Source organism: Enterobacter cloacae complex sp. AR_0002, assembly GCF_001922365.1.
In the GTDB taxonomy this organism is placed as follows: Bacteria; Pseudomonadota; Gammaproteobacteria; order Enterobacterales; family Enterobacteriaceae; genus Enterobacter; species Enterobacter hormaechei_C.
In genome coordinates this window covers 4,438,265-4,450,941 of record NZ_CP018814.1, presented here as the reverse complement: position 1 = coordinate 4,450,941, position 12,677 = coordinate 4,438,265, and the positions used below count along the sequence as shown (strand labels likewise).

At 50.1% G+C, this 12,677-nt stretch carries 8 protein-coding genes and 2 pseudogenes; 3 read left to right on the top strand and 7 right to left on the bottom strand.

Annotated elements, in window-relative coordinates; translation table 11 throughout:
* The first annotated feature begins 139 nt into the window (after nucleotides 1-139).
* Both AM329_RS22090 and AM329_RS22085 read left to right on the top strand, forming a co-directional pair.
* Complete coding sequence (locus AM329_RS22090) at nucleotides 140-1,264, top strand: alkene reductase (RefSeq protein ID WP_023279877.1); 1,125 nt, start codon at nucleotides 140-142, stop codon at nucleotides 1,262-1,264.
* 95 nt (nucleotides 1,265-1,359) lie between these two features.
* Nucleotides 1,360-1,668 carry a helix-turn-helix transcriptional regulator gene (locus tag AM329_RS22085; protein ID WP_032415288.1) on the top strand — a complete coding sequence of 103 codons (309 nt, stop codon included), beginning with the start codon at nucleotides 1,360-1,362 and terminating at the stop codon, nucleotides 1,666-1,668.
* A 546-nt stretch (nucleotides 1,669-2,214) separates the two neighbouring features.
* Here the strand turns inward: AM329_RS22085 and AM329_RS25280 are convergent.
* The 5 genes and pseudogenes from AM329_RS25280 to AM329_RS22050 all read right to left on the bottom strand — a co-directional run.
* Nucleotides 2,215-2,903: pseudogene (locus AM329_RS25280) on the bottom strand (IS3 family transposase); the annotation flags it as partial.
* Between the two features lie 90 nt (nucleotides 2,904-2,993).
* Nucleotides 2,994-3,422, bottom strand: coding sequence for a hypothetical protein (locus AM329_RS22065; RefSeq protein ID WP_017384060.1), 429 nt, complete (start codon nucleotides 3,420-3,422; stop codon nucleotides 2,994-2,996).
* Between the two features lie 3 nt (nucleotides 3,423-3,425).
* Nucleotides 3,426-5,543: a hypothetical protein gene (locus AM329_RS22060; RefSeq protein ID WP_017384059.1), complete on the bottom strand. Its 2,118-nt coding sequence runs from the start codon at nucleotides 5,541-5,543 to the stop codon at nucleotides 3,426-3,428.
* Nucleotides 5,531-7,297 (bottom strand): hypothetical protein, encoded by a 1,767-nt coding sequence (locus AM329_RS22055; RefSeq protein ID WP_032607906.1) that lies wholly within the window; start codon nucleotides 7,295-7,297, stop codon nucleotides 5,531-5,533. The genes AM329_RS22060 and AM329_RS22055 overlap by 13 nt, the downstream gene beginning before the upstream one ends.
* Complete coding sequence (locus tag AM329_RS22050; RefSeq protein ID WP_007897923.1) at nucleotides 7,284-8,531, bottom strand: site-specific integrase; 1,248 nt, start codon at nucleotides 8,529-8,531, stop codon at nucleotides 7,284-7,286. The genes AM329_RS22055 and AM329_RS22050 overlap by 14 nt, the downstream gene beginning before the upstream one ends.
* 613 nt (nucleotides 8,532-9,144) lie before the next feature.
* On the opposite strand from AM329_RS22050, the gene AM329_RS22045 reads away from it, so the two are divergent.
* Entirely contained in the window at nucleotides 9,145-9,780 is a 636-nt protein-coding gene (locus tag AM329_RS22045; RefSeq protein ID WP_023279901.1) for a hypothetical protein, read from the top strand.
* A 135-nt stretch (nucleotides 9,781-9,915) separates the two neighbouring features.
* Here AM329_RS22045 and AM329_RS22040 read toward each other — a convergent pair.
* Nucleotides 9,916-11,091, bottom strand: a pseudogene (locus AM329_RS22040) (YgiQ family radical SAM protein); the annotation flags it as partial.
* A 130-nt stretch (nucleotides 11,092-11,221) separates the two neighbouring features.
* A complete protein-coding gene (gene ftsP / locus AM329_RS22035) occupies nucleotides 11,222-12,634 on the bottom strand; it encodes a cell division protein FtsP (protein ID WP_003862496.1) in 1,413 nt (470 codons plus the stop codon).
* Between the last annotated feature and the right edge of the window lie 43 nt (nucleotides 12,635-12,677).

Genomic DNA, 12,677 nt, shown 5'->3' with positions numbered 1-12,677 from the left:
AGATATTGGTAAATCTCAATATGTGGAATAAAGTGTCGTGGTTCTGCGGCTACATCGGCCGAACGACGACATGCCAGGTCGTAAATGCTGAGACATGGCGTTTCAGTGATATTGAAAATTCGCTATATCAGGATATGTAATGAAGACGAAAAACCTGTTCTCTCCCACCAGACTAGGTCCCTACACCCTGAAGAATCGTGTTGTACTTCCGCCTTTAACCCGCTCACGGAGCTCACAACCGGGTGATATTCCGAACGAACTGATGGCTGAATATTACGCACAGCGCAGCAGTGCCGGGTTTATGGTGACCGAAGGAACACAAATCGAACCTCGTGGGCAGGGTTATGCGTGGACCCCGGGGATCTACAGCTCACGGCAAGTGGAAGGCTGGAAGAAAGTGACGCGGGCAGTGCATGAAAAAGAAGGCATCATTTTTGCCCAGCTCTGGCATGTCGGAAGAGTATCCCATAACTCCCTGCAGCCATGTAACGCCTCGCCTGTCGCTCCGTCGGCGATACCGGCAGGGGAAAACGTTAAGGTATTCATCGAAACCGGGCCGGGAGAGGGTGCGCTGGCTACCGCTTCCTGCCCCCGCGCACTGGAAAAAGAGGAAATTAGTGAGATTGTCAGGATGTACGCCGGGGCAGCTCAGAACGCCCTTGATGCCGGTTTTGACGGTGTGGAAATTCACTGTGCAAATGGATACCTGGTTAACCAGTTCATGTCATCCCATAGCAACAAAAGAGAGGATGAATATGGTGGCTCATTACATAACCGGCTGCGGTTTCTGCGCGAAGTGACGCAGGCTGTCGCTGATGTGGTCGGTAAAGACCGTGTGGGAGTCCGTTTTGCTCCGCTCTTTCAGACCACGGATGAAGTAAGGGTCTATCTTGGCCTGGTGGAAGATGATCCCCATGAAACCTATACCGAAGCCGTTAAAATTCTTGAAGAAATCGGAATAGCCTATATTTCTCTTGCTGAAGCCGACTGGGATGATGCTCCCGAATTGCCTGAAGCATTCAGAGCTGAAGTCCGTAAGTTATTCAGCGGTGTAATTATGTATGCCGGGCGATATACGCAAGAAAAAGCCGAACGGATTATCGGTGCTGGCTGGGGAGACATTATCGGATTTGGCCGCCCGTTCATAGCTAATCCGGATTTACCGCAGCGCCTTTATCATGAATGGCCACTGAATCCGGTCGATCCAACAACCATGTATGGTGGAACGGCAAAAGGCTACACAGATTATCCCGCCTTTGGCTAACCATTCTTATGAGCATCAGCTTTTCAAAAGCTGATGCTTAACGTAGAGAAGTATCGTAACATTGCAATTCCTCAATGCGACAAGTGACAGAGTTTATGCCTGATATTGATTTGAATGACGTGATTAAGGCGCTGGGAAACCCTGTTAGAAGAAAAATTCTGCATATGCTCAAGGAACCGAAAATACACTTCCATCAGCCTTATGCTGATGCGGACGAGTTCGGTGTGTGTGTCAGTATCATTCAGGAAAAGGTCGGGCTCTCACAGTCTACCGTTTCTCTTTACCTCTCAGCTCTTCAACGGGCACAACTTGTTACTTCTCAGCGCATCGGTCCCTGGACGTACTACAAACGTGACAATGATAAAATAAGGGTTGTTCTTGAGTTGCTGAAAAATACAATCTGATACAGGACTGAGCACATTCAGTGTAACAGTACCGGGGGTTCGTACTTGCGATCCCGGCAGGCATTCCATGAAAGCGCACTAATTCCTCAATATCAGGCTGCAGACCGGTCATAAGAGGCTAATAGTTTTGCAAAATATCCACCAGTTTGGGTCAAATCACTCTGTCGGTTGGTGTGCATACTCGGTGCAAGGACCTGCAGATATTTAAGATGGCGGATAGCTTGTTACAGTGCCGCTGATGACATTCCGACCCTGTTGCCGTCCGGGTAAGATAATACCTCTGACAGCGGTCATAAAAGCCCAACATAATTGTCTTTCGAGCCATATATTAATCGCTCATCGCGCTCTCTTTTTCGAAGAGGTGTCACTTAATCATGATCGGTCAGTACAAAAAGACAGTGCTTTTCCAAATTCCGGACGGTTGTATGCGAAAACGGTGAAGCTCAACAAATGGTGTCATCGCTGTGCAATGCTCTGCGGGCTCATTCTTTCAGTTAACTGTTTGGTTACAGCTTCAATGAAGTATTTCAGTTAATTCACAGCGAGGGTTTGAGGAAACCACGCTGTGATTACCCAACGCTCATCCGGAGCATCCGGATTGAACTGTCGCTGGAGCTTGTTGGGCGACACGATACTGGCCTCGCCTTTACATGCCCTCGGGCTCCGGTATCCGACCTGAGCCTTTATCCCGACACGTTTCATCAGTCGCCAGACTCTGTTCACTCCGCACTGTTGCCCGCTGTCCCGCAGATCCAGATGGATTTTGCGATAACCATAGACGCATCCCGATTCCAGCCAGAACTGTTTAATCTGTCCTGTCAGTCTCAGGTCTGCCTGATGGCGTTGTGAATGCGGCTGCTGAAGCCAGGCGTAAAAACCACTGGGATGTTCATCCAGCACCCGACAGAGCAGGCGAACAGGCCAGCAATAGGTGTTGTCACGAATAAAGGCGTACCTCAGTCGGACAGCTTTGCGAAGTACGCCGCGGCTTTTTTTAATATGTCCCGTTCGTCGGTAACCCGCTTCAGCTCTTTCTGAAGACGGCGGATCTCGGCCTGAGCATCTGACTGTTCTTTATTAGTGGAAGAATCCGGACCGTAGTTCTTTATCCAGGCGTAAAGGCTGTGGGTGGTGATATCGAGACGCGTTGCAACGCTGGCAACAGAATAACCGCGATCAACAACCTGTTTGACTGCTTCAATTTTAAACTCTTCAGGATAACGCTTACCGCTCATGGGCACCTCTCTTTAAGTCATCTTAAATGACTCTGAGGTGTCTGTTAAACCTGTGGCGATTCACCTCGCGTCCTTCCGTTCAGTATAGCCTCAGTCCCTGACACCACCCGAGAACGGAATGACGTCCCCTTTCTCCCTCCCGGTGTTGCGTTCAAGCTCCCTGACATACTGCTGTAAAAGTATAAGGTTATGTAACAGCTCTACATTTTCAGCCATCATCTTTTTGATTTCTTCCCTCAGCTCATTTCTCTGACGGCGATACTTTTCTTTCAGCTTGATCTGCTGCTCAATGCCCTGCTCATCAACCGGCGCGGTGCCCTGGCACGTTTTTTTCAGACTGCGGATAGCCTCCCTGACCTGCCTGTACTCAGGACAGTTATAATTCAGGGTGCCGTTTGCCAGCCCCGCTCGTTTTTCCACAGCATACTGGCTGATACGCTCCCCTGATAACATCAGTTCCCTCAGGGCCTGCTCTGCTCTTGCCTGTGTTTTTTTAACCCCCGACTGTTCGTTCGTCATGCTCTATTCATCCTTTTCAAAAAAACGGACAGCATCTGCATAAAAATCTCTCTCAAGCATCAGAAAATCCCTGTCAGCCTGAGGAGCATTATTTCGCACGGCAATCTCCAGAAGGTTGTCATAATGAGCCATCCTGCGTTTCCACACGGGAACAGAATCAGCTCCGGCCAGCATGTTCTCACATCCCGGATTGCAGGACGCTGACTGAACAACCGCCTTAAACTCGCAGTCATGGCCATTCATGCAATAAAAACCGTTTCCAAGAGATACCAGTTTTTGCCCGCCTCGTTTAGCCATGCTCATCGCTTTTTTCAGTGTAGGAAACGTCATCTGATGTAAGTGCCCACCTCTCTGGGACATCAGTAACTTCCCGCCTTCGCCATAAAGCAGGCCTTCATGCTGATAAGAAACAGCCCTGGAAGCTGAGAGTTCGGTATCAACCCTCTCAATCTCGGCAGCGAATGCCTGAGGGATCGCCCGGCTAAAATGCGAAGCGTTGAGTGCACCGGACATATACCACTCCGTCATGCCTCTGATTAAGTGCTTAAACTGCCGGATAAGATCATTAGTAGAAATCAGATCAAGACGCCTGAGGTGTACAGCAAGTGAACGGCGAAACTGATGGGTTCGCAATGGCCAGAAAGCCCCCTCCCGAATCTCCATCGCAACGCGTTCATCATCACGTATGTTTGGATTTAAAAGCCTGAACTCATCAATATGGTCACGTCGGATGAACAGATGGTGTCTTTTCACAAATTTCTTTGCCCACTCAGTCTGGCGCTGCGTCCCCATAAAAGAGAGTTTTTGCTCCGAGAACCACGACCTGATATTTAAAGACAATGGAACATTGTCCAGCGTCTTCCCGTCCAGGCCTGTCATGATTTGATTAATTCTGCGTAAATGCTGAAAAGGCTTTTCCACATAGCGACAAACAACCCAGTCTTCGTGACTTCCACCTTCCGGGGCGAACTTATGCAACACCGAACGAAGTCCCAGGATATCACCATCATAAATCAGTGAACCGTGCATCACGCCAAGCACTTCGCTGTGTCTCATCCCCGACATGGCCTGTATCACATTCATGACTTTTAACGTCAGCTCAAAATGCCAGGTGTTCAGCTTTATGTGATCAACGCCAATAAAATCAGATCTCCAGCGCTTATTTTTATGTACCGAGAACCAGCCCTGCATCCCGGGGCCAAGTGTCGCGAAAAGCGCCCGAATTTCCCCGGCAACAATATTGTAGTAATACGCGGCCCGGTAATCCGGTATGCTTTTTGCTGTCCCTCTTTTACGGGCTTCCAGCATCGACGTATAGTAAGGCGAATCATAAAAACCGTTTATGATAGCGCACAGCCGGGAAAACCCGTCAAAATCGAAATCACTGATTTCAGCATCCAGTTCAGTAATCAGCCCTTCCCAGACAGACATCATAAGACTGAAAGGCATACAATATGTCTGGTTTGAATCATCCACACTGTTGTAACTGTCGAAGCTAATATCAGGAAAGTAACCGTATTTTCGAAGACGGGTATGACCTGTCAGCGAGATATCCGCCAGGTCCATAAAGTAATTACGTAATGTTCTTTCAGAACGCTTCCTGCCGTGCTCATCCTCCTCCTTCATCTTTACAATGAAAGCATTCCGGACAAGCGGAAAACGAAGCTGAAACAGACTGCGATACCCCATAGACTCAATAATACGGGCTCCCGCCACAATGTTTGCACATTTCCGGATCAGGGACTGCGTCTTCGCGGTCCTGCCGACAATCCAGAGCAGGCTGGCTGAGATGATTTTGGCTTCAAGACGCAGTTCAGGATCCCGTATGCCTGAAAAATTAACGGTTCTTAACGTTTCACCAATATGGGTTCTGACATAGCGATTGGTCCAGACATCATCCCTGAAATAAATATTCAGCGTCTCCTCATTGATAAAACGCATATCATGTTCATCTGAGCTGGCGATAACCAGGCAGTTATTCAGACGTTCAAAGCTTTTGTTTTCTAGTGCCTCACAGATGATATCCTCAGTCGGAAACTCATCCCCTGAACGAAGCGGCGTTCCGGCAGGAAACTCCGCCATTCGACTACGGCTTACCTCTTTTTTCTTCAAATCTGCCATACCGGAGCCACACCTTCTCGCTGAAGTTTAACGCGCGCTTTTTTCAGGATCGCCTCATCTACCAGCCCAAGCCGTAAATCAATCTTCAGGAGTAACGTTTCATAACGCTCCACAGCATTGACCGAACCGATGTACAACGGTTTTCCATACTCGATAGCATGCCTGAATGACAGCAGGAGCCATACAGACTCCAGCGTTTCCACAACGCAACTTTTTGAACATTCGACACAATGAGAAAAATCCGCACAAGCCTTTGGTGTCCGGCCAAATCGTTTTTGCTTTTTTATAAAGCGCAATTCAATATCTGTAGGCGGCTCCTGCGATCGACATCCCAGGCCATTCAATAAAAGATCCACACCCTCATCGCTTCCACGCAGATCGATCCCCAGCTCATCAGCAACTTTTACCCGCTCGGATAACGCACGTGTCGCAATCCCCTGATTCATAAGCGTATCAAGTGCAGCACTGAAGTTTTCCTTCGCCCCCTGTGGGTTACCTGCAGCATAATTCCGCCTGTAAGTGCCCCAGTTATGCTGTGCTTTTTCCGCCGTAATCAGACCATTCTTTAATGTTCTGTCCGTATACTGCTCAGACGTTTTGCGCAAGCCAGAAACGGTAATTGATGGAAGCGAGGGATTAAGCTGCCGCATCGTGGCCCACGCCCCCTCAGAGTTAGAAAATTTAGTCAGATGACTGGGATTAAGAGAATAAAGCTTACGGAATTTCACCTGCGGCTCACTCAGAAACAGCGCCTGTACCGGAGGGAAGTTATCTGCGGAAACCAGATAGTTAACGATGTCGTCCCTGAGCCTGATAAAAGACAGAAACCAGTAATAGCCCGCACGTTTGGTCACATACTCCGATTTACCTATCGTCAGACGTATATACTTATTCGCTCTCCCCTTATAAACATAATCAGTGCTGATACCCTTTTCATCCAGATGTATATCATCCCGCGTCAGACCCAGAACCTGAGAGGTGTTTCCCCATGTGTGGTAACAGAACAGAAAAAAAGAAGTAAGAAAGTAATTTTCCAGAACGTCCCTGATGATGATCTCTGCCCTGCTGACCCCGTTCTCTCCCGGATACCGGAAATACGCTTCATAAACAGGTGCCAGCAAAGACGGTGAGAAATGCCGCACCCCTTTTTCCGATTTAGCGATATGCTCCCGGATACATCCCGCAAGGAACTCATTCATGGATGACAACTGCCTCAGGATCTCGGAAAGTTCATTCCTGGTATAGCTATCCCTTCCCTGCTGCTGATACGTTCCTTTCGGTAAGAATTCATATTCATACCGCCTCTGAATCTGCCCGCCCGTAAGCAAAAACCGGTTGACCACGGACAAGTAGTGTCTTGCCATCCTGACTGAAATTTTTCGCCGACGAATATCGTTCATGAGATGTTTAATATACATTTCAACGCCTTCAGCCGTGCCATAGTCATACTGATTGACTGACTGCCATATAAAAAACATATTGAGATAACGGAAAATGGTTAACCTTCCGGCGGGACGGTAAGACAGAAGAAATCGTTTCAGAGAGGCAATAAAATCGCGTTTTTCAGGGCGGGCAAGATGCGAATGTTCACTAAACCATCCGGGGAGCAACACATAATCTGAAAAATGAGCCTGAAGATAAACGTCAAGTAAATAATATCGGTTCAGATCCCGCTGAGTGATGTGTCCGCTGACCGTCTCCCATGACAGCACATTTTCGGCCATCCACGTTATCTGCGTTTCACTCCGGCTCATATATGGCTCCATCGCGACCTGCAGCACCGTCAATCAATGCGTCCATGACCCCGGCGACTGCATCAGAAATCTGGTTTTGCTGAAGAAAGACGATGTATTTCATCGTCGTATTTTCGCTTTTATGGCCCATCCAGTATTTTACTGTACCCAGCGCATTTGCGGCCTGATCGGGATAGCAACTCAGTGCCGAGCGTAAAAAATGGGTCGCAAACGTTGCCCGCAAATCATGGGGTTTATGTCTGAACACATTTCCCGGAGCAGACCGGGCCAGGCGATGGCGAAAACTGTACCAGCGGGAGTAAAAGGCTTTTTCAGACATCCGTTTCCCGTTTGCCATTAAAAATAAAGGCTCGTGCCGCCCTTCCCCACCCTGTCGTGCACGCCATTTTTGGATCTTCTTTTCATACTCCTCATCCGCCAGATAATCCAGAACCTGCTCGTACAATCGTCTGGTGATGAAGAGTTCTCGCGTCATCCCAAACTTCGTATGAACTCCGCATCTCGGACCAATATGAAGCCCCCTGATGGTCAACTCAGATACAGGGACACTGGCAAGGTACTCTTCAGTAAAGAGTGACGACGGCAGGGTCAGCATTTCATCCAGCCGTAACCCACAATTTTTCATCAGCACAATCATTAAACTGAACAACCCGGACTCAGATTTCAGTGCCTCATCCAGGATATGAACCTCTGCATCATTCAGTGGGTTGATTGTCCTTTTTGTTGTGCTGGTTATCCTGATGGCAAGATCCGAACTTATCACCTTGCGTCGCCCGTCAACGACTTTTTCGACCAACGTAAAAAATGAGCTGGCAGCCAGCTCACCACACTTGCCCAGAAATACGTAAAACCGTCGGATAACGCTGATGTACACCGCCGCGGTGGATGAGGCGATGCGCCCCTGCCTTACGGCCCCCAGAAGATACTCCCTGAAGCCATATGTAGGGCTTTGGTATTTCAACGTTCCCGGGGTGAAAGGGTCAAGTCCGTTATCCTCCAGCCACCTTATCCAGCGTAAAAATGCCCGGGCTAAAGGCTTTAAATCCCTGGCCTGCAGGATAGCTTTATCCATAAGATAAAAGTGTACATATCGGCTCAGTTTTCGATTCTGGATGCCGCTAATATAAGGTATTTCAGCATACAGAAATCCGGGTTCAAATTTCAGTTTCGGCTCTGTTGCATCCAGTTTGCTGACACGCCCATAACGCGCATGAATGTTAGTGATTATCCTCACAGTCTGTCGCCCTGAAACGCCACCTCATGCCTACACTATAAATCCGGAAGAAGAAAAAACAAACAACCAGGTTGCCGGGAGTGAATATGCAAATCAGGAGGAAAGTAAAAGATGTAACGACACCATCACGATGCAATACATTGACCTCAACACGTTACCCGGACCATACGTGATAAACATCACAAATCCTTTGAGTGAAGAACTTAAGATGTGATTTTCATTTCCCGGCACAAACCGTGCCCTTAAAAAACAGGCAACGGATACATCTTAATGCCAGAAGTAAACCTTAATTGATTGAATACAGCCTGAGTCCATTGCAAAAATAACACACAGGGTAAATTCGCATATACAGAACCCAACGAAAAGCAAAAGAAACCTGTAACACATTTCGTTTACCTGTCACTTTCAATTGTAAAAGCCAGCAGAAAAAGCGCATATAACTATATTTATCCCTGCGGGGACTTTTGTTTGTGCTATATATTTTTTACAGAGAACCGCAACGCGTCCAAACACAAGAATATATTTACCTCTGGAAAATGGTCTGACTCCCTTTCACGTGGTTGTAGTGACCTGTTCTGTGATTCATGTAATGTCTTTTCTGGATGAGGAAAATATGTCATCACTGATATTTTATACAGACGAAGCACAAGCACTGATTGTAACAGATACCCTTGCCGTCACCGATAATGGGGAGCCGTTATCTTTTGTTTCCAAAGCAGGTTACATCCCCCAGCTAAGAACCATCATAGCAGGTACGGGGGCAGGTGGATTTTCTAACACCTGGTTGCTTGAAGCATCAACCAGAATGGTCGTATCAGGTATACAAAATCTCAATTATCATACATCGGCCTGTCTAAGGAGGCTGTGGAAACAATACAAGCATGACCATGCAATTCCCTCTTCTTCAACGGTGACAACCAGTGTTTATCAGTTCGCAATTTGCGAGGAAACAGGAAATATCGTTTCGTTCGCCTATCGCTCAGTCCATGATTTCGAATCAGAGCAATTACAATACGGAACAGGAGTAAAACCTGAGTGCCAAATCCTGGATGGGGATTTGTTGCAGACAATTCCTGTAATGATGAATGAACAAAGGGCTATACAGGCGACATACTCACACCCGGAACGGATCCATATTGGCGGTGAGATGATTGCGCATTATCTGACATCATCTATGTATCAATGCTTTAAGATTGGGGAATTTGAGGATTTCAGAACTCAGGGAGAGTATATATTGAGCAGGATTTAGGCAAAACGCGGTTCAGATAAAGTGCTTTTAACAGGCTTGCTGAACATTAAAAGGATATCTCTCAATTACGATGAATAGCTTGAATTCTAAAAATAGAAAAGTAGAGTTTAACTCTAAATACATAAAAACAAGAGTAAAGGAGCACCCGCCGAAGCAGCCGCGCATGATGTTGATCGAGAAACGAATCATCTCGTACGCCGGAATGCGGCTGCTGCCATATGACGGATGCGGTACACGCTTGTACGGCAGAGCAAACACGCTGTCCATCTCTTCGGTAGAGAGCGGGATCGCCGGCGGGTTAACCCAGATATAGCGCTCGCCGTGCTTTTGCATCAGCGCTCGCGCGCAGCCGGGGTTGGTTTCATGGTGTAAGATGCGCGACGCGTGGGCGTAGAGTACTTTATCGCTTTTTACTTTTTCGTAGGACGGCAGCAGCACATAGGTTTTTTCCCACGGCTTCGGACGCGGCGGCTGCACCACCACGGCTTTTGCTTCCGCTTTCTTCGGCTCAACCGGTTTGTTATCCGCGCACGGCAGATCGTCACCGTACGGATGCGGGATAGGATCGATTTTGCCCGGCATATCGATAATGCGGGAATCCACCCCGCTCCAGCCCGGCAGCGCCTCTTTCACCATGATCGCGGTGTTGCGCACGTCGCGGATCTCGCTGACCGCTTCGCCCTGCGCCAGACGGTGTGCCACCTCTACCAGCGGACGCTCACCGTTACCGAAGATCAGCATGTCGGCTTTCGAATCCACCAGCACCGAACGGCGCACGGTGTCGGACCAGTAGTCATAGTGTGCGGTACGGCGCAGGCTCGCTTCGATGCCGCCCAGGATCACCGGCACGTCTTTCCATGCTTCTTTGCATCGCTGGGTGTAGACGAGGGTTGCGCGGTCGGGACGTTTACCCGCCACGTTGTCAGCCGTATAAGCGTCGTCATGGCGCAGCTTACGGTCGGCGGTATAGCGGTTGATCATCGAGTCCATGTTGCCCGCGGTCACGCCGAAGAACAGGTTAGGCTTGCCCAGACGCATAAAGTCGTCTTTGCTGTTCCAGTCAGGTTGGGAGATGATCCCCACGCGGAAGCCCTGGGCTTCAAGCATACGGCCGCAGATCGCCATGCCAAAGCTCGGGTGATCGACATACGCATCGCCCGTCACCAGAATAATATCGCAGCTGTCCCAGCCCAGCTGGTCCATCTCTTCACGGGACATCGGCAGGAAAGGCGCCGGTCCAAAGCAGGCTGCCCAGTACTGGGGCCAGGAGAAGAGGTCGCGATCCGGCTGGATCAGGGAAATAGCGCTCATAATGCTTCCGAAGAAAAAATAGACAAAAGGAGCGGGATTATACGCTGGTTTACCGGGGGAAATGAAGGGGTATTGTGCGGGCTGTTGCCCTCACCCCAACCCTCTCCCACAGGGAGAGGGAGAAAGTGTTTTACGGTGCCGGATTCACCAGCATCTGCCCTACCGATCCCCTGTCCATCATCTCCAGGGTCTGGCTGTGGAACAGGAACGGGAAGTGCGGCCAGGAAGGCTGGCCGTAGTAGACGAGCAGTTCGACCTGGCCATCCACCCAGACGGTATCTTTCCAGCCCCTGTCTTCCGGGAACGGCATCGCCCCGTTGACGTTGCGGATCAGGAATGACACCCCTTCAATATGGAACGACTGCGGCATCTCCGAGCGGACGGTCCAGCGCTCCCAGGTTCCCTGCTGGGCGGTGATATCAATGCGGTTTACGTCCCACAGCGCGCCGTTGATGCCCGGATCGTCGCCAAGGCTGATATCGCGACTGCGTACTGCCGGGCCGGTCACAATTTCCTGCGGTAGCAGGCGCATCGGCAGGCTGTCGGTCACCAGCGGCAACAGGCCGGTCGGGCGCAGCGTCAGCACCAGCGTGGAGACCAGCACGCTCGACGGTTCAAAGAAGCCGCGAATACGGTCAACAATGCTTGCCGCTTCGCCGCAGGTCACGGACACTTCATCCCCGTTGGTCATATCCACGAGGATTTCACGACGTTCGCCTGGCGCCAGCGCCAGCTGCTTCACCGACACCGGCGCAGGTAATAATCCCTGATCGCCTGAAATCACGTGCAGCGCGCGGCCGTCGCTCATCTGCAACTGGTAGCGGCGCGAGTTAGAGGCATTCAGCAGACGCAGGCGCACCCAGCCACGAGACACTTCGACATACGGGCTTTGCGCGCCGTTAACCAGCAGCGTATCGCCCACAAAGCCACCGCTGCCCGGCTCGCTGTACTCCGGGGTACCAAAGTTATCCAGTCGCTTATCCTGAATAATGATCGGGAAATCATCGACGCCGTAGTGATTCGGGATCGGCAGCGTTTTACTGACCTCATCTTCAATCAGCCACATTCCGGCCAGGCCGTTGTAGACCTGCTGGGCGGTGCGGTTCGGGGTATTGGCGTGATACCACAATGTCGCCGCGCTCTGACGAATCGGGAGGACGGGCGCCCAGTCGGCATTCGGCGACATCATGCGTGCCGCGCCGCCAATCAGCGGCCCCGGCACCTGCAAACCACTGACGGTCATCGCGACATTTTCCGTCGTACGGTTACTGTAGATGAGCTTAACGTCATCGCCATTCCACACGCGAATGGTCGGCCCGAGGTAGCGTCCGTTAATGCCCCATACCTGCGCGCGCGTTCCCTGGGTAAAGGACCAGTGGCTACGCTGAAGCGTGAGGAATAGCGGCTGCCCGCGACGGGATTCAATCAACGGCGGAATAGGCAGCGGCTGTTGCTGCCCGGCGGCGCTGGCTGTCCGCGGTATCGCACCCGCACAAAGGGCGATACCCGAAGCCTGAATAAACTGACGCCGACTGAGTGACATATAAGCTCCATCTGAAACGACTAACAACGCGGGAATTCGTTTT